The sequence below is a fragment of the Tabrizicola sp. genome (assembly GCF_030373185.1).
GTDB lineage: Bacteria > Pseudomonadota > Alphaproteobacteria > Rhodobacterales > Rhodobacteraceae > Tabrizicola.
The window spans coordinates 504,063-526,150 of the sequence record NZ_JAUCZH010000004.1 but is presented as its reverse complement, the minus strand read 5'-3'; the positions used below and the strand labels follow the sequence as shown (position 1 = coordinate 526,150).

The 22,088-nt window shown below is 64.4% G+C and carries 20 protein-coding genes and 1 riboswitch; of the genes, 5 read left to right on the top strand and 15 right to left on the bottom strand.

The genetic code is table 11. The features are described 5' to 3' along the window. Positions 1–28: 28 nt before the first annotated feature. The 6 genes from QUV21_RS10815 to QUV21_RS10790 all read right to left on the bottom strand — a co-directional run bounded on the left by QUV21_RS10815 (position 29) and on the right by QUV21_RS10790 (position 8,114). Complete coding sequence (locus QUV21_RS10815; RefSeq protein WP_300854838.1) at positions 29–940, bottom strand: dihydroneopterin aldolase; 912 nt, start codon at positions 938–940, stop codon at positions 29–31. 138 nt (positions 941–1,078) lie between these two features. Continuing rightward, positions 1,079–1,711 (bottom strand): cell wall hydrolase, encoded by a 633-nt coding sequence (locus QUV21_RS10810; RefSeq protein ID WP_300854836.1) that lies wholly within the window; start codon positions 1,709–1,711, stop codon positions 1,079–1,081. Positions 1,712–1,912: 201 nt separating this feature from the next. Continuing rightward, positions 1,913–4,459, bottom strand: coding sequence for a putative PEP-binding protein (locus tag QUV21_RS10805; RefSeq protein ID WP_300854835.1), 2,547 nt, complete (start codon positions 4,457–4,459; stop codon positions 1,913–1,915). Positions 4,460–4,583: 124 nt separating this feature from the next. Next, a complete protein-coding gene (glyS, locus tag QUV21_RS10800; RefSeq protein ID WP_300854834.1) occupies positions 4,584–6,713 on the bottom strand; it encodes a glycine--tRNA ligase subunit beta in 2,130 nt (709 codons plus the stop codon). A gap of 4 nt (positions 6,714–6,717) precedes the next feature. Next, positions 6,718–7,131 (bottom strand): DUF6446 family protein, encoded by a 414-nt coding sequence (locus QUV21_RS10795; protein WP_300854914.1) that lies wholly within the window; start codon positions 7,129–7,131, stop codon positions 6,718–6,720. 59 nt (positions 7,132–7,190) lie between these two features. Further along, positions 7,191–8,114: a glycine--tRNA ligase subunit alpha gene (locus QUV21_RS10790; RefSeq protein WP_300854833.1), complete on the bottom strand. Its 924-nt coding sequence runs from the start codon at positions 8,112–8,114 to the stop codon at positions 7,191–7,193. 195 nt (positions 8,115–8,309) lie between these two features. Here QUV21_RS10790 and QUV21_RS10785 point away from each other — a divergent pair, with 195 nt between their 5' ends. Beyond that, complete coding sequence (locus tag QUV21_RS10785; protein ID WP_300854832.1) at positions 8,310–10,064, top strand: serine protease; 1,755 nt, start codon at positions 8,310–8,312, stop codon at positions 10,062–10,064. On the opposite strand, the gene QUV21_RS10780 is transcribed toward QUV21_RS10785, so the two are convergent. From QUV21_RS10780 to ftsY, 8 genes are all read right to left on the bottom strand, one after another. Beyond that, entirely contained in the window at positions 10,061–11,509 is a 1,449-nt protein-coding gene (locus tag QUV21_RS10780) for a TrkH family potassium uptake protein (protein ID WP_300854830.1), read from the bottom strand. The genes QUV21_RS10785 and QUV21_RS10780 overlap by 4 nt on opposite strands. A gap of 49 nt (positions 11,510–11,558) precedes the next feature. Continuing rightward, positions 11,559–12,650: a GTP cyclohydrolase FolE2 gene (gene folE2 / locus QUV21_RS10775; protein WP_300854828.1), complete on the bottom strand. Its 1,092-nt coding sequence runs from the start codon at positions 12,648–12,650 to the stop codon at positions 11,559–11,561. A 155-nt stretch (positions 12,651–12,805) separates the two neighbouring features. Beyond that, positions 12,806–13,987, bottom strand: coding sequence for an O-succinylhomoserine sulfhydrylase (metZ, locus tag QUV21_RS10770; RefSeq protein WP_300854827.1), 1,182 nt, complete (start codon positions 13,985–13,987; stop codon positions 12,806–12,808). Between the two features lie 50 nt (positions 13,988–14,037). Continuing rightward, positions 14,038–14,115: riboswitch (SAM riboswitch) on the bottom strand. Between the two features lie 198 nt (positions 14,116–14,313). After that, positions 14,314–14,949 carry a hypothetical protein gene (locus QUV21_RS10765; protein WP_300854826.1) on the bottom strand — a complete coding sequence of 212 codons (636 nt, stop codon included), beginning with the start codon at positions 14,947–14,949 and terminating at the stop codon, positions 14,314–14,316. Between the two features lie 96 nt (positions 14,950–15,045). Further along, positions 15,046–15,654, bottom strand: coding sequence for an inner membrane-spanning protein YciB (locus QUV21_RS10760; RefSeq protein ID WP_300854824.1), 609 nt, complete (start codon positions 15,652–15,654; stop codon positions 15,046–15,048). 108 nt (positions 15,655–15,762) lie between these two features. Continuing rightward, positions 15,763–16,662, bottom strand: coding sequence for a hypothetical protein (locus QUV21_RS10755; RefSeq protein ID WP_300854823.1), 900 nt, complete (start codon positions 16,660–16,662; stop codon positions 15,763–15,765). Beyond that, positions 16,646–16,807: a hypothetical protein gene (locus QUV21_RS10750; RefSeq protein ID WP_300854821.1), complete on the bottom strand. Its 162-nt coding sequence runs from the start codon at positions 16,805–16,807 to the stop codon at positions 16,646–16,648. The genes QUV21_RS10755 and QUV21_RS10750 overlap by 17 nt, the downstream gene beginning before the upstream one ends. Positions 16,808–16,853: 46 nt before the next feature. Next, positions 16,854–17,990, bottom strand: a complete 1,137-nt coding sequence (gene ftsY / locus QUV21_RS10745; protein WP_300854820.1) for a signal recognition particle-docking protein FtsY — start codon at positions 17,988–17,990, stop codon at positions 16,854–16,856. Positions 17,991–18,115: 125 nt separating this feature from the next. On the opposite strand from ftsY, the gene QUV21_RS10740 reads away from it, so the two are divergent. From QUV21_RS10740 to QUV21_RS10725, 4 genes are read left to right on the top strand one after another with little or no spacing between them, the layout of a single operon-like run. Next, on the top strand, positions 18,116–19,210 hold the full coding sequence (locus tag QUV21_RS10740) for an alkane 1-monooxygenase (RefSeq protein WP_300854819.1): 1,095 nt from the start codon (positions 18,116–18,118) through the stop codon (positions 19,208–19,210). Positions 19,211–19,268: 58 nt separating this feature from the next. Further along, positions 19,269–19,661, top strand: a complete 393-nt coding sequence (locus tag QUV21_RS10735; RefSeq protein ID WP_300854818.1) for a hypothetical protein — start codon at positions 19,269–19,271, stop codon at positions 19,659–19,661. Positions 19,662–19,665: 4 nt separating this feature from the next. Then, the gene (locus QUV21_RS10730) at positions 19,666–20,082 is read left to right on the top strand and encodes a hypothetical protein (RefSeq protein WP_300854817.1); all 417 of its coding nucleotides are present in this window, start codon (positions 19,666–19,668) and stop codon (positions 20,080–20,082) included. Between the two features lies 1 nt (position 20,083). Beyond that, entirely contained in the window at positions 20,084–20,479 is a 396-nt protein-coding gene (locus QUV21_RS10725; protein ID WP_300854816.1) for a hypothetical protein, read from the top strand. Positions 20,480–20,511: 32 nt separating this feature from the next. On the opposite strand, the gene xseA is transcribed toward QUV21_RS10725, so the two are convergent. Beyond that, a complete protein-coding gene (xseA, locus tag QUV21_RS10720; protein ID WP_300854815.1) occupies positions 20,512–22,086 on the bottom strand; it encodes an exodeoxyribonuclease VII large subunit in 1,575 nt (524 codons plus the stop codon). Between the last annotated feature and the right edge of the window lie 2 nt (positions 22,087–22,088).

The window sequence follows — 22,088 nt, the reverse complement described above, 5'->3', positions numbered from 1 at the left end:
ACCGACGCCCCTTGGCAAGGGGGAAGGATCAGGCTCTTCTGACCTGCACGCGGCTTCCTGCCGGGACTGCAACCTCGCCGTGAACAATCAGCGCCGTTGCAGACATTGTCTCTGCCAGCCAAAGCGCCAGCGTCACCGGCGCGCTGCCTTGCGGCCCATCCACCGCATCCAGCACCAGCTTGGAGGGCGCCCAGACCACAGTCTGACCGCGCTTCATCGCCCAGTCGATTTCGGTCCGGGTCGCCACGACGACACAGCGGTCATCACGCGCCGCCAGCGCCCATGCGTTCTGCTCCATGGCAAGCAGGTCGATGCGCCGCTGGGTCGGCCGGTGGCCTGTCATGGGGCGCGGCAGGTCTGGAAGGCCCACGGTCAGGATCAGCGGCGGTCCCTCGGCCTGCAAGGTATCCAGCCGGGCCGAAAGATCGGGGGCTGCGATGGCATCGTTGTCCAGATAGACCACAAGCGGATGCACCGCAGCCTCCAGCCCGTCAGCACCCGTTCGCTGCACCGGGCGCTCGGCCCGCGACCGGACAATCTCGACACCCAGCGCATAGGGGCCGACGTCCAGCTTTTCGATCCGGATGAAGGCCCGCATTGCAGCCGGCTCTGCCAAGATCCGATCCGCCACCCTTTCTGCAAGCGTTTCCAGAAGGTTAAGCCGTTCTGCGGCAAGTTCAGTGGCGATGGATTCAGTGATCCGGTCATAGGACAGGATCCGGTCCACATCATCTTCAAGCGGCTCTGCGACCGGACGCACTTCGACGACAACATTGAACCGCAGGCGCTGTTTGTGGCCGCGTTCCTGCTGGAATGCGCCAATATCGGCCTCAACCAGATGATCACGAAGCGAAATCCGGTCGCGTGGGTTACCCACTGCCGAAGCCTCCGCCCGCGCCTCGGGATGCGCAAAGGCAAGTTCGGTATCGGTGGTTGTCATGAGATTCCCCTGCGCGGTCGGGCCAATTGTCGGGCCAGCTCTCTGGCCAGCTTTCTGGCCGCTCATACCACGCCCAGTGAGAGTTCTTCCAGCGCAGGCGGCATGACAGGGTCTTGACGCGACAAGAAGCGCGGAACCCTACCCGCTTGCCCCCGGTTGGCGATAGAACACATGCGCCCCGATTGACGCGGTATGGGCAAAGCGCTTGGCCCACCTTGGCCGGACGCTTCGGGTGTGAAAATGAGTGGCCCCGTCCGTCAGAAGGCGCGGCGCGCCGTCCAGCATGGCGCGCGCGATACGACCCGCCAGATCTGCCGCGTCGTGTTCGCGCATCCGATGCGTCCGGCCATTGCAGACATACGAAAACTGGCAGCCACCGCCGCCACGCTGTTTGACCACACCGCAGACTGTGCGCGGATAAAGCGGGCTGTCGACACGGTTAAGGATGACTTCTGCCACGGCAACCTGGCCTTCGAGGCTTTCACCGCGAGACTCGAAGTAAAGCGCCTCGGTCAAGCATTGCCATTCCGCGCCACCCTCAGGTGCTGGCTGCGCGGAGAGCCAGGCCTCGTTCAAGCCGTCGGCCGGGGGGGCGCCCGCGACAACCGCAGGCGAAAGATCAGGGGCCGGCAAAAGGCCCAGTGGCACGACAACCGACCCAGCCGAAGCGCTGACCAGTATCGCCCCCGTTCCATCAGCCCGGGTGGCCGGATCTACATCTGCCATCGCCGCACCGGCAAACAGCATGAGCGCAACACAGCGCGTCACCATTCCACATCGCATTTGACTGTTCCGTCATTGTTTCGACAACGGCGGGACAGGACCCGCCATGCAAGCAGACGGGGAGGTAGTGACAGGGGCCGGGACGGTCTACCGCTGTTGCAAAATTAACACGAATAATGGCAAAATTTCGGCAAGAACCCGCCGACGCACCTCATGTGGTTAGTTAACTAAATGCCGCAAAATGCTGTTTTAAATTATTTTTCTTCGATCTGCAACCGCAAGATGAGCAGCCGCCAATCGCGCCATTGGCACCCGATAGGGGGAACAGGAAACATAGTCGAACCCTGCCTTCCGGCAAAATTCTATCGATTCCGGGTTGCCGCCATGTTCACCGCAAATCGACAAGGTAAGATCAGCCCGGGTCTTCCGGCCACGCTCCGCACCGATATGCAGCAGCTCTCCCACCCCGTCGACATCAAGAATGTGGAACGGGTCCTCCGGGAAAACACCTTGACGGACGTAGGTGTTCATGAATCGCCCCGCATCATCGCGCGACAGCCCATAGGTCATCTGCGTCAGGTCATTGGTCCCGAAGGACAGGAAGGACGCGTGCTGGGCAATGTCGCCCGCGCGCAGGGCGGCCCGGGGGGTTTCCACCATCACGCCCAGCTTGAAATCGAAATTCGCCCCCGCCTTGGTGCGAACCATGGCGGCCACGGCATCGATCCGGGTCTTGACCAGTTCCACCTCACGCCGGGCCGAGACCAGCGGGATCATGATTTCCGGCACGACCGGCGCCCCTCGGCGCGCGCTTTCCAGCGTGGCTTCGAAGATCGCCTGTGCCTGCATGTCATAGATTTCCGGCAAGACCACGCCCAGCCGCACACCTCGCATCCCAAGCATTGGGTTGACCTCGGTCAGCGCCTCGGCCCGGCGGACAACTTCGGACAGCGGGCGATCCAGCGCTTCGGCCAGTTCCCGCAGGCCTTCACGCGACTGCGGCAGGAATTCATGCAAGGGCGGGTCGAACAGACGAATGCAGACTGGCAGGCCCTGCATGATCTCAAAGAGTTGCACGAAATCATCCCGCTGCATCGGCAGCAGTCTGGCCAACGCGGCCGCGCGGTCCTGGGGCGTGTCGGCAAAGATCATCTCGCGCATCACGATCAGACGGTCTTCGTCGAAGAACATGTGTTCTGTCCGGCACAGACCGATTCCCTGCGCCTCGAACTTGCGCGCTGTCTCGGCATCGGCGGGCGTGTCGGCATTGGCGCGAATGCCGATATCGCGCAGCTCATCCGCCCAGGACAGCAGCCTGCGGAAACTGTCGTCCAGCGCCGGAGGCAGCATCTCCGCCACACCGGCCAGCGCCTCGCCCTTGGAGCCGTCCAGCGTGACGACATCCCCTTCGCAAAACACGCGCCCATCCGACGCGATCAGCCTTTTGTCGCGCGCATCCAGCCGCATGTCCGACGCACCGACGACGCAAGGCAAGCCCAGCCCCCGGGCGATCACTGCCGCGTGGCTGGTCATGCCGCCACGTTCGGTCAGCACCGCCGCCGCCGAATGCATGCCGCGAATATCCTCGGGCGAGGTTTCGCGACGCACAAGGATACACGCCTCACCGCGCGACGCGCTGGCCTGCGCGGCCGATGATGAAAACACCAGACGCCCAGTGGCAGCCCCCGGACTGGCCGCAATGCCGCGTGCAAACACATCTCGCGCGCCGCGCGGATCGACCTGATGGTGCAAAAGCTCCGACAGGGCGCGCGGCTCAACCCGCATCACCGCTTCTTCGCGCGGAATCACCCCGTCTTCGGCCAAAGCCACCGCGATCCGCAGGTTCGCCCGGGCCGAGCGCGGCACCTTGACCGCATCCAGCACCGCAAGGCGCCCGTCTTCCACCGTAAATTCGATCTGCATCTCTTCGCGCAGCCGGGCGCGGCAGGTGGCACCATAATCCACCAGCGTGGCAAAGATATCCGGTGCCACTTCCTCCAGCGAGGATCCACGCGGGTCACGCGTCAGATAAAGCGCCTTGGTCGCCCGCAGCGCGTCGCGGCCCTGCGACTGGCCCAGATAGCGCCCGGTGATCTGGCGCTGCCCGGTCACCGGATCGACAAACTGGATCACGCCGGACCCGGATATGCCGACCCCGATACCCTGCGCCATTTCCTGCACCACAAGACCCAGCGCCGCCTCGTCCGGGGCGCCCTTGGCCTGACGCAGCAGGCGCGCCGATGTCCCTTCCCAGGCCCGGGCCATGCTGCGCAGCACTTCGGACAATTGCCGCGCGGGGTCTTCGGGGAACGGCTCGTCGGTTTCCACCTCATATTGCCGCAGCGCCTCGCGCAGCGCGCCGGGGCCGGGTTTCAGCCCGTCAAATTCTTCCGGGTCCAACCGCGCAACATGAATCGCATAGGCCTGAATGAAGCGCAGGAACAACTCATCCGCCGCCGCCTCGCCATGGGTTTCGGCAAGGCGGGCGTGGCGTTTGGCATTCAGCCCGATGTTGAGAATGGTGGCCGGGCCGCCCCAATCGGGGTTGGCCGGGCTGGGGCGCACCGATATCAGCGGGCCATCGCCAAAATGGTCAAGGATTCCAGAGGCATCCACCCCATGCCCCGCCGCTATGGCGCGCACGGTCGCCGCTGGCAGCGCCACGGATTTCGGCACCGGCAGGTCAAGCCGCACCAGCCGTTGCAGGCATTTCGCCCGCCAGCCATGCGTAGCTGTCGCGATGGCAGCCGAAGGGCTGACCTGTGCAAATTCCGGGATCGGATCGTATTTCTGCACCGCAGCACCTTTTGTTCAGGCGCAGCATACGCCGAAAGGCCCGTCAATCAAGCCTGACATGTCAGCTTTATGACGAATATTTGGGCAAAGAAGAACCCGCCCCGGATCATGTCCGGGGCGGGGTTCAGCCTTCTATCCGCGTCAGATCGGCCACCCCGGAACAGACCGCCCGGATCCGGTGCAGCAGGTTCAACCGGTTGCGCCGGATCACCGGATTGTCACTGTTCACCTGCACGGCAGTAAAGAAGGCGTCAATCGGCGCGCGCAAGGAGGCCATCGCGGCCATTGCGGCGGCAAAATCCTCGGCTGCCATGGCGGGGGTGATCGTCGCCTCTGCCGCGTCAAGGGCGACAAACAGCGCGCGTTCCTCATCGGTTTCGGCAAATTTGATATCGGCACCGTAGGAATATTCGACCCCATCCTTCGCTTCGGCCTGCGCAAGGATATTGTTGGCCCGCTTGAACCCCTGAAGCAGGTTCGCGCCGTCTTCGGTCTTGAGCGTGGCGGCTAGGGCCGTCGCGCGCTTGACGAGGAGGGCGAGGTCATCATTGCCGGGCATGGCGAGGCAGGCGTCGATGATGTCATGCGACACGCCCTGGTCGCGGAGGGTGACCTTGAGGCGGTCGTGAAAAAACTCCAAGGCATCTCGCGCTACAAACCAGCCCAAGTCTTTTTCGCCTAGAATTTCGTTAGCCCCCCACGCGGACGAACCTTTCGTCGGTTCAGGGTGGCGGCTCGCAGCATGCTTGATCATTGTAAGCAATGAGCTTCGCACCCCATTCGCAACCACCAACCGGATCACCCCCAGCGCCGCCCGCCGCAGCGCGTAGGGATCCTTCGACCCCGTCGGCTTTTCGTCAATCGCCCAGAAGCCGGTCAGCGTGTCGATCTTGTCGGCCAGCGCCACGGCGACCGAGACCGGATCGGTCGGCACCACGTCCGACGGCCCAAGCGGCGAATAGTGGTCGCGGGCGGCGTCTGCCACGGCAGCCTTCTCACCCGCCTCCAGCGCGTAATAGCGGCCCATCACGCCTTGCAACTCGGGGAACTCGCCCACCATGGCAGATCTCAGATCGAGTTTGGCAAGCCGTGCCGCGCGTTCGGCATCGTCGGCAACGGCCCCGACCAAGGGCGCAATCTCGCGCGTGAGCGCCGCGATGCGCTCCACCCGCTCGGCTTGTGACCCCAGCTTGTTGTGGAAGGTCACGGCCTTCAGCCCCTCCACCCACTCGCCCATTCCCGCCTTCGCCACCCGCAAGTCATTCTCCCAGAAGAACTTCGCGTCGGAAAGCCGCGCCGACAGCACCTTCTGGTTGCCCTTCAGGATCACCGCGCCGCCATCCGCCGCCTCGATATTGGCGACGGTGACAAAGCCCTCGATCCGGCCGGTCTTGGGGTTCTTCACCGAGAAGAACTTCTGGTGTTCCTTCATGCTGGTCTGCAGCACCTCGGGCGGCAGGCCAAGAAAATCCTCGCCGATCCGACCCATCAGGGGGACGGGCCATTCAACCAGCCCCGCGACCTCGGCCAAAAGGCCCGCATCCGGCACCACTTCCATCCCGGCGGCGAAGGCAAGGTTCTGCGCGCCCTGCCAGATCGCCGCCTCACGCTCGGCCGCGTCCAGCACCACCTTGGCGCGCTTGAGCTTGACGGCGTAATCGTCAAAGCCTGAAACGGTGAACCGCCCGATCCCCATGAAACGGTGGCCTTCGGTGGTATTGCCAGCCACGATCCCGTCTACGGTCAGCGGCACGACATGGGCGCCGGACTCATCGGTCAGGATGCAGAGGATGGATTGCAAGGGCCGCACCCAGCGCAAGGCGCCGTTGCCCCAGCGCATCGACTTCGGCCAGGGGAAATTGCGGATCACGCCTTCCAGCACTTCGGCCACGATCGCCGCCGCCGCACGCCCCGGCTTTTCGACCACGGCATAGAAAACCTCGCCCTTCTTGTCGGCGCGGCGTTCCAGCTGGTCCAGCGTCAGCCCGGTCGACCGCAGGAAGCCTTCCACCGCCGCAGCGGGCGCCGAGGTGTTCGGCCCCTTGCGTTCTTCGCGCACCGCCCGGCTTTCCGCCGTCAACCCGTCCACCGACAAGACCAGCCGGCGCGGCGTCGAGAACGCCCCGGCGCTGGCATAGGTCAGCCCCGCCTCGACCAGACCGTCGGTCATGAGTTTCTTCAGATCCTCCCGCGCGCGGGCCTGCATCCGGGCGGGGATTTCCTCGGAAAAGAGTTCAATCAGCAGGTCGGCCATGGGATCAGTCCTTGGGGCTGTCATTCAACTGGTGCCAGGCGAAGGCCCGGCCATCGGGGAAGACCGCGACGACCCGGTCAACACCGGGCTGAATCTGCGCTTCTGACAGGAAGGCCAGCGCCTCTCCCCGTTCCAGCGCGGTGCCGATGGCCTGGGCATCGAAGCAATCGAACCAGCCGGGGGCGACCAGCGGCTCAGGCCCCTCATAGGCGACATAGGTCTCGGTCAGCATGGCCAGGCTCAGCGGCGTGGTAAAGCAGGCCCGGAACCGGATCGGAGAGCTGTCGCTGTCGATCCCCGACACATCTTCGGCCAGGATCGGCTCGGGCATGGCCCCGATGATCGGCGTCAGGCGGATTTCCTGTCCGGGCTGGAAGGCCACGGGTTCATAGAAGGCGTAGACCTGCAAATACCACATGGCCACGCCACCAAGCGCTCCGATCACCACCAGAAACCCCGCTGCAATGCGCCCGACATTCACAGATCCGCCCCCGCTGGTGTCTGCCGGAAGGCATCGGCGCATTTCTTGGCCAAGGCGCGGACCCGGCCGATATAGGCCTGCCGTTCGGTGACAGAGATCACGCCGCGCGCGTCCAGCAGGTTGAAGATGTGGCTGGCCTTGATCGTCTGGTCATAGGCCGGATGCGCCATCACGATGATGCGTCCGGCCTTGTCGGGCTGGGCGGCGGCAAGGATGCGGTCACATTCGGCCTCGGCGTCCTTGAAGTGCTGAAACAGCATTTCCGTGTCGGCCTGATCAAAGTTGTGGCGGCTGTATTCTTCTTCGGTCTGGCGGAAGACATCGCCGTATTTCAGCGGGATCGGGCTGTCAGGATCGTTGAAGGGCATGTCCATCACATGATCGACGCCCATCACATACATCGCCAACCGTTCCAGCCCATAGGTCAGCTCGCCCGACACCGGCTTGCAGTCATGCCCGCCGACCTGCTGAAAATAGGTGAACTGGCTGACCTCCATCCCGTCGCACCACACCTCCCAGCCCAGACCCCAGGCGCCAAGGGTCGGGCTTTCCCAGTCGTCCTCGACAAAGCGGATGTCATGGACGCCAAGATCAATCCCGATGGCGGCCAGGGAACCGAGATAGAGTTCCTGAAGGTCGGGCGGCGAGGGTTTGATGATCACCTGATACTGGTAATAATGCTGCAACCGGTTCGGGTTTTCGCCGTAACGCCCGTCGGTTGGCCGGCGTGAGGGCTGAACATAGGCCGCCGCCCATGGCTTCGTGCCAAGGCTGCGCAAGGTGGTTGCCGGGTGGAAGGTGCCAGCCCCCACCTCCATGTCATATGGTTGCAGGATCGCGCAGCCCTTGGCCGCCCAATAGCCTTGCAGGCGCAGGATGATTTCCTGAAAGCTGCGGGGTGTCGTCGTGGCTTCGGTCATGGGCGCACCGTTCGGGCAGAGCATGGATAGAAGGGTCGCGCTCTCCCTATCCATTGGGCTGCAAAGGGTCAATTCCGGAAAGCGCCGCAGCCGACCTGCGCGATTGTGACCGGGGCCGTCCCAGTTAGACCCTTGCCGAGCGCAGCCTGATCCGTAATGTCAGGCCGAATGACCCCGAAAGTTCAGGATTTTCCCGTGATCTTCAAACCCGTTGCCGTGCTTGCGCTGTTTCTGTCCGCCATGTTGTCCTTTGCCCCGTCTGCCCCCGTGCAAGCTCAGGACGCCAGTGTCTGGTTGCAGATCGAGGCGCAGCCAGACCTTGCCGGGGCCGAAGACCGCGCCCGGGCCTATGCGTCGGTCTTTGCGGACACCAACGGGTTTCGTCTTCGGTCCGGCTGGTATGGCATCATGCTTGGCCCCTACCCTGCTGATGAGGCTGCCCTTCGCCTTGGCAGCCTGAAGCGCGAGGGTCTGATCCCGGGTGACAGTTTTATCGCGCTAAGCCGGGACTTTGGCCTGCAATACTGGCCGCCCGCAGGGTCGGCCGCCGCGGTACCTGATCCGGTCACGCCCGAAATTGCCGCTCTGCCGGAACCTGCCCCCCTTGCCCTGGCCAGCCCCGACGAAACCCGGACCGAGGCCCGCGACAGCGAGGCGCTGCTGACCGCCGATGACCGCAAGGCGCTGCAAACGGCGTTGCAGTGGTTCGGCCTTTATCGCGGCGCGATTGACGGTGCCTTTGGCCCCGGCACCCGCAACTCCATGTCGGCATGGCAGGCGGCACAGGGAATTGACCCGACCGGCATCCTGACCAGCCGCCAGCGCGCGGCCCTTCTGGCCGCGTATGGCGATGACACAGCCGCCTTCGGATTTGCCACGGTAGCGGATCAAGAGGCCGGGATCACCGTCACTCTGCCGCTTGGTCTGGTAGAGTTTGACCACTACGAACCGCCCTTCGTTCATTTTCGGCCAAGGAATGCGACCGCTCCGCGGATCATCCTGATCTCGCAGCCCGGTGATCAGGCGGCGTTTTACGGGCTGTATGACATTCTTCAGACGCTGGAATCGGTTCCCATGACCGGCGATCGGTCGCGCGACGAACGGAAGTTCCGCATCGAGGGTCGGTCGGACACTGCCTCGACCACCGCTTATGGCGAGTTGCGCGGGGGCCTGATCAAGGGCTGGATGCTGATTTCCACCCCCGGCAACCAAGACCGTGATGCCCGTATCCTGCAAGCTATCGAAGCAAGTTTCGCCACCGACAGCACCCGCGCCCTTGACCCCGGCATGGAGCCGATGGGCGCAGAAGCCCGCGCCGGGCTTCTATCCGGGCTGGAGGTACGCAAGCCGCGTTTCAGCCGGTCCGGCTTTTTCGTCGATGCCAGCGGCACTGTCCTGACCACGGTCGATGCGGTCGCGTCCTGCGGACGGATCACGCTTGACCGTGCCACCGAAGCCAGCGTGACCCTGACCGACGCAGCCAGCGGCCTTGCGATTCTGTCGCCGGCCACACCGCTTTCCCCGCGGATGATTGCACGTCTGCAACTCAGCGCCGAACGGGTCGGGACCGAAGTCATGGTCGCGGGCTATTCCTACGAAGACCGCCTGCCCGCCCCGGTGATGACCTTCGGCACCCTTGAAGCCGTGACCGGCCTGAACGGAGAAACCGGGCTGAAGCGTTTGGCGATCGAAACCCTTGCAGGTGATGCCGGCGGGCCGGTTCTGGACGCGACGGGTGCAGTGATCGGGATGCTATTGCCCGCCGCTACGTCAGGCCCCCGGCAACTGCCCGCAGGTGTGCAGTTTGCCGCCTCGGCCGCCGAAATCGCGCGGATCATTGCCCCCGGCGGCATCGCCCCCCTGCCTGCCTCGCCCGGCGGCGCGCTGCCCCCTGCCGAGTTGACCGAGACCGGCAGCGGGATGACCGTTCTGGTATCCTGCTGGGATTAGCGGCGCCAGAAACTTGGCAGGACCAGCACAAGAATGGCCAGAATGCCCAGCCGGCCAAGGATCATGCAAAGGGTCATGATCGCAATGGCCCCCGGCGGGAAGTCGATGAAGGTTCCCGTCCGCTCCACCAGCGGGCCGAAGCCGTAACCGACGTTGCCAAGCGTGGTCCAGACAGCAAACAGGGCGGAAACGGAATCGACGCCAAGAAGGGTCATAGCCACACTCATCACGCCTAGGATCAGGATGAAGCTGGACAGAAACAGGATCAGCGCGTTCAGCACGTCATCGGTCACCGGACGGCCGTCATAGCGGATCGGGTCCACGCTGGACGGGCTGCCGATCCTGCGCACCTCACGGATCAGGGCGGCGAAGGCCACCTGCACCCGAAAGACCGAAAGCCCCGCCGCTGTTGACCCCGAACAGGCCCCGATCACGCCCACCACATAGGCGATCACCAGAACAAAGGCCCCCCATGACGAAAAATTGCCGACACCGAACCCGCTCGATGACATGATCGAGGTGAGGTTGAACAGGCTTTCGCGAAACGCCGTTTCCCATGACGCGCCCGAGGTCATGATCCGGAATGCGGTTGCCATCAGCACTGCCGTCATCAGCCAGCGGAAATAGGCCCGCGCCTGCACGTCGCGCCACAAGGGACCGCTGGTCCCGTTGACCAGTTGCACATAGCGGATGAACGGCAGGCTCGCGAGGAACATGAAGACAGCGGCGGCATACTGGATCGACCGGCCATAGCCGGAAAACGAGCTGTCATTTGTCGAAAAGCCACCGGTGGCCACCGTGGTCATGCCATGCACGATCGCCTCGACCGGGGGCATGCCAAGGATGCTGTAGACCACCATGATCAGCACCGTCAGGATCGAATAGATCAGCAGCAATTGCCGCGCGATGTCGGTCGCGCGTGGCAAGGCCTTGCCGAAGGTGTCAAAACCCTCGGTCCGGAAGAATTGCATCCCCCCGATCCGCATCAGCGGCAAGAAGATCATCGCGATAAAGGCGATGCCAAGCCCGCCCAGCCAGTTCAGCATCCCTCGCCACAAATTAAGCCCGGTTGGCAGGCTTTCCAGCCCGGAAATCACCGACGCCCCGGTGGTGGTGATGCCGGAAACCGCCTCGAAATATGCGTTCTGAAGGCTCAGGCCCGGCGCCCCGATGTAGAAGGGCAGCGCGCCAAAGGCCGGGATGACAAACCAGATGCAGGCCGTCAGCAGATAAGCCTGCCGCGTATCCAGCGCCCGGCTCAGCGAATTGCTGGTGGCAAGCGTCACCGCACCGCCGACCACCCCGGTGATTGCGGCAGCGGCGGCAAAGGCTGCGCCATTGTCCAAGCCCGCCCGCCAGTCAATGACAGCCGGGGCAAGCATCAGGATCGCAAGCACGATCAGAATGCGGCCGATGACGTAGGCGACGGGGCGGAAGTCAACCATGGTGCGGCATGGCTACGCGGCCCCGGGCCTTGCGTCAATCGACATGGGCTCAGCCCGCGTGGATCAGGCTTTGAAACAGACGCGGGTCAAGACTGTCGGCGGCGAAGGTTTCGCCTTCGGTCAGCAGGCTGATCGCGTCATGGCTGTGCAGCGATTCCTGATGGCTGGCAATGACCCGGAAATCCCCGATCCGGGCATCGGCCCGCAAACCCTCGCAGAACAGACGCGCGGCGTCTTCGACGAAGATCGGGTTGGCGGCATTCAACTCGGCAAAGGCCTGTTCATCCTCGCGTTTGACCATGACCTGCGTCTCGGTAACCACCGCAGTCCGGGCGATTTCCACCAGATCCTCGACCGAAAGGTCCGCCCCCGGTGCAACCACCACGGACAGCCGCGCCACCGACCGCTGCGAATGTGGCGTGGCCAGTTGCCCGCGCGTCGACCGGGCATGTTCGCTCAGTTCCAGACTGCATGGGCAGGTCGAGCTGTAGACATAATCCAGATGCAGGATCCGCGTCCGCACCCCGGCCCGTTCCACCAGCTCCAGCGCCAGATCGTAATACTGCCAGCCCGACAGTCCCGACCGCAGCGACGGCACACGCATCGGGTAAGACAGGCGCAGCTGGATACGGGCATCAAAGCTGCCAAGGTCGGCGATGTAGTCATCGAGCGCCGCTTCGACCACGGCGAAAGAGAACTGCTTTTCGGCATGCACATAGAACGACCGCATGATGCGGCTCATGTTGATGCCCTTCTTTTCCGCCTCAAGGCTGACGGTCCCGGTCACACTGGTTTCCAGCATGACCTCGCCCCCGTCGCGGGTCTGGTAACGCAACGGCAGGCGGAAGTTGGAAATCCCTACATGCTGGATCTGCGCCTTCGCCCCGCGGATCAGGCTGGACGGACCGTTCTGAAGATCGGGCAGCGAGACCAGATACTCTGCATCGGCCCGAAACGCGGCCGGATAGGCACGCGACAGCACAGGACAGCCCTGCCCCGGCACCAGATGGCCCACGGCCGAATCCAGCTTGGCGATTTCCTCGTCAGAAGATTTTCCCGCCCATTGCCGCAAAACGGCCAGCGCCGCCGCCGCCTCGTCACGCGAAGGCTTGCGGTCAAAATCGGGGGTGTGAATGTTCATGGGGAGTCCCTTCGGTTCAGGCAGGCCTCGCGGCACTACCGTCAATTTCAGACAAGTATACGCGGGAAGCCCGCCCCCGGATCACCCTGGTCCGCGACAAGCATGGACAGAAAACACCCTTGCCGCCCCAACCGCAAGCCTTTTCAGGCCACAGATCAGGCTACAGACAGCGCCTGATGCAGATCGGCAATCAGGTCGCCCACATCCTCCAGCCCCAAAGACAGCCGGATCAGCCCGGGCGTGATGCCCAGCGCGTCCTTCTGGTCTTGCGGCAGACGCTGGTGCGTTGTGGTCGCCGGGTGGGTGGCGATGGTCTTGGCGTCCCCCAGATTGTTGGAAATCTTGGCAATCTCCAGCGCGTTCATGACGCGGAAGGCCGCGTCCTTGCCGCCCGCCACCTCGAAGGTCACCAAGGTTCCGCCCGACCCCATCTGATCCATCGCCAGCGCGTGCTGGGGGTGGCTGGGCAGACCGGGGTAGATCACCTTCGACACGCTCGGATGCGATTCCAGCGCCTTGGCCACCGCAAGCGCGGTATCGGCCATGGCCCGGCAGCGCAGGTCCAGCGTCGCCATGCCGTTCAGATGCATCCAGGCGGTAAAGGGGCTCATCGAGCCGCCGGTGTGTTTCATATAGGGTTCCAGCACCTTGCGAACAAAGTCCTTCGTGCCGCAGACCACGCCGCCCAGCGCGCGGCCCTGCCCGTCAATGTGCTTGGTGGTGGAATAGACCACCACATCGGCCCCCTGTTCGACGGCGCGCGAAAAGATCGGGGTGGCAAAGACGTTGTCGCAGATCACCAATGCGCCGGCCTTGTGGGCAATCTCGCTGACGCTGCGGATATCCACCAGTTCCAGCGCCGGGTTCGACATGGATTCAAAGAACACCGCCTTTGTCCCCGGCGTCACGGCGCTGCGCCATTGGTCAAGGTCAGCGCCATCGACGAAGGTGATCCGCACGCCAAACCGCCCAAGCACCTCTTCCAGAACGTAAAGGCAAGACCCGAACAGCGCCCGCGCCGACACCACATGATCCCCCGCCCGCAGGCAGGACATCAAGGCACCCGATACTGCGGCCATGCCGCTTGCGGTGGCAAAGGCGTCTTCTGTCCCCTCCAAAGCCGCGATGCGCTCTTCGAACATCCGGGTCGTGGGGTTGCCATAGCGGGCATAGATGAACTCGTCCTCACCCGCCTTGACGAAACGCGCCTCGGCGGCTTCGGCGGTCGGGTAGACGAAACCCTGCGTCAGGAAGATCGCCTCGGCCATCTCGCCATACTGGCTGCGGCGGCTGCCTTCATGCACAAGGCTTGTGCGGGTCTTCCAGTCTTTCGTCATCGTTTCGGCCCCCCGGCCAAGAAAAAACCCCGGCAAACCAGAAGGTGCCGGGGCCATTGCCCTTCACCTCTTTAGCGGCTTGTTTAACGTGGCCCGCAATCCGGTAACAAAGCGCCACGGAAGGTGCATACGCCCCGTGCCGGGCGGGGTCAAGCCACGCGGCCGGGTGTGGTGATGCGCGGGTAATTGGGCGCGAGCGGCAATGGACAGATGTCCAGCCGATCAGGCGTAAGGCGGTAAATCAATTTCCGGGTCGTCAGTCAGGCCTTGCGAGGGCCGTTACGGACGGGTTGACCTCAGACGGGTTGGCCTCAGACCGGTTGGCCTCAGACCGGTTGACCGTCGTCATCCAGATTGATGACCGTAAGGACCAGCGCGCGCAGAACCATGTGGCCCAGCACCGGCAGCACCGCCCAGAACATCAGCCAATGCGATGCATCAACCGCGTGGATCATGGTTTCGTTCAGCAGAAGGAAGCTGAAGTTGTAGACCACCATCATCCGGGTCAGGTTCGGCAGATGGTCATGCATTTCGGCAGACGGCCAGAAACTTGCGGCCGTGGCGGTGCGGCCCTTCACGACATCCATCAGGAAGACCCCGCCAATCGCCACATAAAACGCGCTTTGCATCCGCTGGCACCAGAGCGGATCGTCCGCCCCCACCAGCACCAAAAGCGGCAGGCCCGCAAACAGGAAAGCCAGCATCGCAGTCTGCACAGGCGAATAGCGTGTCAGCATCCGGCGCACCATGCCTTCGAACCCCATGGCAATCCGCACCGCCAAAGCCGCAAGAAAGGCGGTCACGAACGCCTGCCCATCATGATCGGGGCCAAGCAGCACCGACAGGACAGGATAACCCACAAGAAGCACCGCGCCCGGAACATAGAGGCTGCGAGACAGGGGCGGCATGTCCTGAAACAGGCTCAGGAACAGGCGAACAAGGTCAAATGGATGACGATACATGACGAACCCCTTCAAGCTCGTCACAAGGGTTAACGGCGGATCAAGGCAGCGCTGGGGCAGGAACCCGACCGTTGCGAGGCAATCCCGCGCAATGCATCACGATCCGTCTTCCGGCGGTTCGATCATGTAGCGGTTCAGCATCGTGATCTGCACCATCAGGAAAACGAACAGTGCCACGGGCATGGCGAACGTCTCCAGCTTGACCCAAAGCTCAGTGCTTTGCGTGCGCCAGATCGCCTCGTTCGCAACCGCAAGGGCGGTGAACATCAGCGCAAGCCGACGGGTCAGGATCATCCAACCCTCTGGTTTCATGGGCAAAGCCTCGGCCATCACCCATTGCAGCAGGCTGACACCGCGCAAAAGTCCCGTGCCAAGGATCACGGCGAAGGTGCCGTAGACGATCGTCGTCTTCATCTTGAAGAAGCTTTCGTCGTTGAACCATGCGGTCAGCCCGCCAAAGAAGATCACCATCACCGCGACGAAGATCTGCATCCGGCTCAGACTGCCCGTCAGCCACCACAGCGCCGCAATTGAGGCCAAAAGCAGCGGTACGAGAATCACGGCTGACACAATGAAGCCCGAATACTCGACGCCGCCCAGCAGATAGGTTTCATCCTTGATCCACATGTAGATCACGAAGAAGACCAGCGTCGGCCCCAGTTCCAGCGCCTGCTTGATCACCGGATTTATCTTGCGTTCGGCCATGACTGATGCCGGTCCTTCCCTGACAATTGCGCGGCCAGATAACGGCCCCGCCCTGTCATGTGGCGCGAAACCGCCCCCGGATCAAGGCGGCGAGTCGGTTTCCTGCCGTCAGGGGGCCAAACCCGGCCGCCATGCCGCCGTCAGGCGCACCCCGGACAGAAGCCTTTCAAGTGCGGCCGCACCGCGGGGGTCTTCCGACAGCCCCGCCACCAGAAGCCGTGCCGCACCGATCCCTTCGCTGGCCGTCAGCGATAGCCGCAACCGGCCCCGGCCCTGCGGCAACGAGGCGACCATCCGTGCCAGCGCCGCCCGGTCATCGCCAGAAAGGACCGTCTCGGGCAAGGTGGCAATCAGGTCGCCAAGGGCCAACCGCGCTGCTTCGACGGACCCGGTGCCATTCGGTGCGGCCGGAAGACGCTGGCCCGCCAGTTCCATCAACGGGCGGGGCAGTCGCCCGTCGTTGCGCCATTCAAGGTCCAGTGCGGTCAGTCTTCCACCGGCAAGCGAGGCCAGCGTCAAGCCGCCCCCCTTGATGTCGGCGGACAGCACAAGCTCGGTTCCCCCGGACAGACGCAGCAATCCCTCGCGGATTTCCAGCGTGTCGGTCGCGGGGTTCAGTATGACACGCAGTCCAATGTCTGCCGATTGAAGCCGGAAGATCGTGCGCAGCCGGTCCTCCCCAGCCTGCACGCCCGCCTTGGATCGAAGCCGCAGGCCCGTCACCTGCACCTCAAGCGATACCGCAACACCCTTGGCCTCTGTCCCCCGAAGGCGCAGGCCTTCGGCCGAAAACTCGGGCGCTACCTCAGACCCGGAAGCGGCCCGCAGCACCGCCCGGTCCAGAACACACCACCCCGCGTCTGCACCGGCGGGCGGGGCCGTCACGGCGTAACCGCTGACAGTCTGCACCGCCGCGACCAGTGCGGCACAGTCCGCCGGTCCCGTTTCAGCCCCCGCTGGCAGCGACAGGCCAAGGCAGACAAGCAAGGCGTCAAGGCGCATCCGCATGGGGCCATCCGATATCAAGCGCCCCTCCGTCCAGCACAGAGGCCGCATGTGCCAGCATATCAGGCACCCCGTTCATCGCATAGCCCATCAGAAAGGCAGAGAGTTCAGAACAGACCGTATTGTCCGGCACAATTGTCCGGCACATGACTGATCCGGGCCTTAAGGAAAGGTCAGCGCCGAAATCCTGCGGATCACGCCCCTGCTCCGACCAGCGCGCGGGCAAAGTCTTCGGGGTCGAAGGGGGCAAGATCGTCGATCTGCTCGCCCACACCGATTGCGTGGATCGGCAGGCCGAACTTGTCGGCCAGGGCCACCAGAACCCCGCCCTTGGCCGTGCCGTCCAGCTTGGTCATGACCAGCCCCGACACATCGGCGATCTTGCGGAAGATCTCTACTTGCAGCAGCGCATTCTGGCCGGTGGTGGCATCAAGGACCAACAGGGTGTTGTGCGGCGCTGTCGGATCGACCTTGCGGATGACGCGAACGATCTTGGCCAGCTCTTCCATCAGATCTTGCCGGTTCTGCAAGCGGCCTGCGGTGTCGATCATCAAAAGGTCCGCGCCATCTTCCCGCGCCTTGGTCAGCGCATCGAAGGCCAGCGAGGCCGGGTCGGATCCTTCGGGCGCGGTCAGGACCGGAACCCCTGCCCGTGTTCCCCAGATCTGCAACTGTTCCACCGCCGCCGCGCGGAACGTATCGCCGGCGGCAATCACCACCGTCTTGCCCGCCGCCTTGAACTGGCTGGCCAGCTTGCCGATCGTGGTGGTCTTGCCCGACCCGTTCACCCCCACCACCAGCACAACCTGCGGCTTTTGCGGATAAAGCGGCAGCGGCCGCGCGACCGGGGTCATGATCCGCGCCACTTCCGCCGCCAGCGCGTCGCGCAGCTCCGAGGTGGAAATCTTCCTGCCAAACCGCCCTTCAGCAATGTTTGCCGTCACCCGGACCGCGGTATCCACCCCCATGTCCGCCTGAATGAGCAATTCCTCAAGGCTTTCCAGCATCGCGTCATCCAGCACCCGGCGCGGCTCTTCGCTACGGCCAAGGATGCGGCCAAGCAGGCCGGGTTTGGGTTCTGGTTTGGGTTCGGCAGTTCCTGTGGTCGCTGGCGCGGGTGGCGCTGCGGCAGGCGCGCTTGCCGACCCGCTCGCTGGTGCGCTTTCAGGCGGGGCAGCATGGATGTCCACCTCGCCAACGCTGTCGGAAGGCCTGTCGTCCTGCCCGGATACCTCTGCATCGACGCCATCAGCGACCAGCGCCTCAAGTCCTTCGCCGATCTTGTCCGAGGACCGGAACAATTTGTCCTTGAGTTTCTTGAAAAAGGACATCCCGTCGGTCTCCTGCTGCCCGATACAACATCTAATCGCTTTGGCGCAGCGTTGTAAGGGTTGCAAGCCCGACCTGCGGCAATCTCGGGGCTGGCGGGGCAATGTGCGCGTGCTACCCTTGGCAGATGACTGACCATACCCGCCCGTTACCACCATTTCCCGTCGCCGCCTTTGCAGTCGTGGCGCTGCTGCCGCTGCCGCTGATTGGTCTTGGGGCCATGCAAGGCGGCCTCTGGCTGTGGCTGGCGTTCCTTTACATGGCCGTTCTGACGCTGGTGCTGGATCAGTTGATCCCGTTGACGTCCGGCTCCGCCGAAGGGGCCGAGTTTCCCGCCGCCGACGCGCTGCTGGTCAGCGTGGCGCTGGGGCAACTGGCAGCGCTGCCGGTGGCGGTCTGGGCCATCGCGGGCGACAGCGGGCTGTCGGCGCTTGAACGGGTGCTGTTGTTCCTTGCCGCCGGGTTCTGGTTCGGACAGGTCGCCCATCCCGCCGCGCATGAACTGATCCACCGCCCCCGGCGTGAACTCTTCCGGCTCGGGGCTGCGGTCTATGTCTCGCTTCTGTTCGGCCAGCACGTCTCGGCGCATCGGCTGGTACATCACCGCCATGTCGCCAGCCCGCAAGACCCCAACACCGCCAGGGCCGGGGAAGGTTTCTACCGGTTTGCCCTGCGCGCGTGGCGCGGCAGCTTTGTCCAAGGCATGCAGGCCGAAACCGACCTGCGCGCCCGGTCCAGTTGGTCTGGATCATGGCCGACGCCGCACCCGTTTGCGGTCTATCTGGCGGGCAGCGTGGTGGCGCTGGCTTTGGCCATGATGATCGCGGGACTGCCGGGCCTAGCGGTCTGGGTCGGACTGGCGCTCCATGCCCAAAGCCAGATCCTGTTGTCGGATTATGTCCAGCATTACGGCCTGACCCGCGCCACAAGGCCGGACGGGCGGCTGGAACCTGTCGGGCCGAAACACAGCTGGAACACGGCGCATTGGTTTTCCTCGGCACTGATGCTGAACGCGCCGCGCCACTCCGACCATCATGCCAACCCCTCGCGCCCCTTCCCCGCCCTGCGCCTGCCGCCAGAAGACGAGGCCCCACGCCTGCCATGGCCCCTGCCCCTTGCCTGTGCGATGGCGCTTAGCCCGCGCCTTTGGCGTCGTGCGATCCGGCCCCATCTGGCAAAGTGGCGGCCATCGCCTGCCCCCGCCAAGGACACGGCACCTTGACTGGAATTCGCCGGTCACCTCTGGCACTGTCGCCCCCACGCCTTGACCGGAGCCATTGATGCGACCCTTGATTGCCGCCTTGATCCTTGCCACCACCCCGGCCCTTGCCGAAACCCCGATGACCGGGGCCGAATTCGAGGCGAACACGACCGGAGAGATCATTACCTACGACTACGGCAACGGCCTGTTCGGGACCGAGGAATATCTGCAAGGCCGCAAGGTCCGCTGGGCGTTTGACGGTGACCTTTGCATCTATGGCGAATGGTATCAGCAGGGCGACGAAATCTGCTTTGCCTATGAAAATGACCTGACCCCGGCATGCTGGCTGTACTTCCTGGAGGATGGCCGGATCCGGGGGCGCTACATGGGCGAAGGCGGCGGCTGGGAGATCCTGGAATCGTCCCGCGATGGCGGGCCGCTGCCCTGCGCCGGCCCGGATGTGGGTGTCTGACCGAATGCGATTTGTCCCACATGGCCGTGCCGCGTGCCTTTGCCTTGCCGTTCTGGCCACAACCGCCTCAGCCTCGGCGCAGACCCCGCTTGCCGCCGAAGAATTCGAGGCCCATGTCACCGGCAAGACCCTGACCTACAGCCAGTTCGGCACCCTTTTCGGGATCGAGGAATATCTGCCAGGGCGGCAAGTCCGGTGGAGTGTCGCTGAAAACCAGTGCCAGTATGGCAGTTGGTATCCGCAAGGCAGCGCGATCTGTTTTGTCTATGAATACGACCCGACCCCGCATTGCTGGACCTTCTGGATGGAGGGCGGCGCCCTGGCGGCGCTGTCCGTCGACAGCCAGCCGGGGGCCGAACTCTATGAGGTGGACAGCACCGACAAGCCGCTGGCCTGCCCCGGCCCCGATGTGGGGGTGTAAGTTGCGTGGCTGCCTTGCTTCGCTATGCCTCGCCGCCCTGCCCTGCGTGGCCGTGGCCGAAACCGACCCGCCGCTGACCGCCGAAGCTTTCGAGGCGATTGTCGAAGGCAAGACAATGGACACTCATGATTCAGGCGGAATCTACGGGGTGGAAACCTTCCTGCCCGGCCGCCGCGCAATCTGGCGCGATGCGTCGCAATGTCTGGAAGGCCGCTGGCGACCGGAAGGCGAGATGATCTGTTTCGACTATATCGGTGACCCCTTGCCGCATTGCTGGACCTATCATGACCGGGGCGGCTGGCTGATGGGCTGGCTGAACGGCGACCGGGACAGCGACCCGATCCTGCTTTACCCGTCACAGGATTTCGTGACCTGCGAAGGCTTCCTTGGGGCCTGAGGGCATAGCCCCGCTTGACCGAAACCGAAGCCTCAGAACAGACTGCCCTGCCCGCCCCCAGTATCGCCTTTTGGCCGCTTTGGTCCGCGCCCGGCAAGGCTGATGCGGCCATCCTGAAACTCGATCTCAAGCGCGGTCGCGCGCTCTGCCGCAGCCTTTCCGGTGATCACCGCCCCATCGCCCCGCACCACTGCATAACCGCGCTTCAGCGTTTGTGCGTAGCCCAGCGTCAGGCGCATGCGGTCCAGCGCCTCCAGCCGGTCCGAGAGCCGCGCCAGCCGGCCTGCGGGAGCCGCGTCAAGCCGGTCCGACAAGGCGGCAAGCCGCGCCTGCCCCTCGCCCGTACGCCGTGCCGCGTCACCCAGCATCCGCGCCAAGGCCGGGGCCAGCCGCGCCGCAACATCATCAAGTCTGCCCCGCCGCCGTTCCAGCCGGTCGCGCAGCACCCGGTCCAGAAGCTCGCCCCGACCTGTCAGCAGGTCACCCTGCCGCACCAGCACCCCGCGCAACAGCACCGGCTGCATCCGCCCGGCCACCCGGTCAAACCCGCCGCGCTTGCGCGCCACCGCCAGCCCCAGACCCGCCGACAGCCGCGTGGTCGCCGCGTCAAGCCGCTGGCGTGGCGTGGCAAGCAGCGTTTCCAGGCGGGGCAACGCCCGCCCCAGATCGCGCAAGCGCTGGCCGCGCGTGGTCACACCCTGCACAACCCCCCGCGTCAGCCTTGCGCCCAGCGCGTCCAGCGTCGCCAGCAGTTCCAGCCGCACCGGCACCGCCAGTTCCGCCGCCGCCGTGGGGGTCGGCGCGCGCAGATCGGCGGCATGGTCGATCAGCGTGGTGTCGGTCTCATGCCCGACGGCACTGATCAGCGGGATGTCAGACGCTGCCGCCGCGCGGACCACGATTTCCTCGTTGAAGCCCCAAAGGTCTTCAAGACTGCCACCGCCCCGCGCCACGATCAGCACATCGGGCCGCGGGATCGGGCCACCGGGCGCAATCGCATTGAAGCCCTTGATCGCCGCCGCCACCTGCGCCGCGCAATCCTGCCCCTGCACCGCGACCGGCCAGATCAGCACATGCCGGGCAAAGCGGTCGCGCAACCGGTGCAGGATATCGCGGATCACCGCGCCCGAAGGCGAGGTCACGACGCCGATCACCTTTGGCAGATAGGGAATCGGCTTCTTGCGCGCGGCATCAAACACCCCTTCCGCCGCCAGGGCCGCCTTGCGCTTTTCCAGCATGGCCATCAAGGCACCCGCCCCCGCCGGGGCCACATCATCAACGATCAGCTGATATTTCGACTGGCCGGGAAAGGTGGTCATCCGGCCGGTGGCCACGACTTCCATCCCCTCCTCGGGGCGCACCTGCATCCGGGCGACCTGACCCTTCCAGCTGATCGCGGCTATGACGGCCCGATCATCCTTGAGGTCAAAGTAAAGATGCCCTGAGGCCGGGCGGCTGACCCGCCCCACCTCACCGCGGACGCGGACAAGGCCAAATTCCCCCTCGATCACCCGCTTAACCGCACCAGAAAGCTCTGACACGGTGTATTCGGGCTGGTTGCCCGTGGGCTGGCTGCCCTGCGGGGCCGAGTCGTCGATCAGGTCCATGC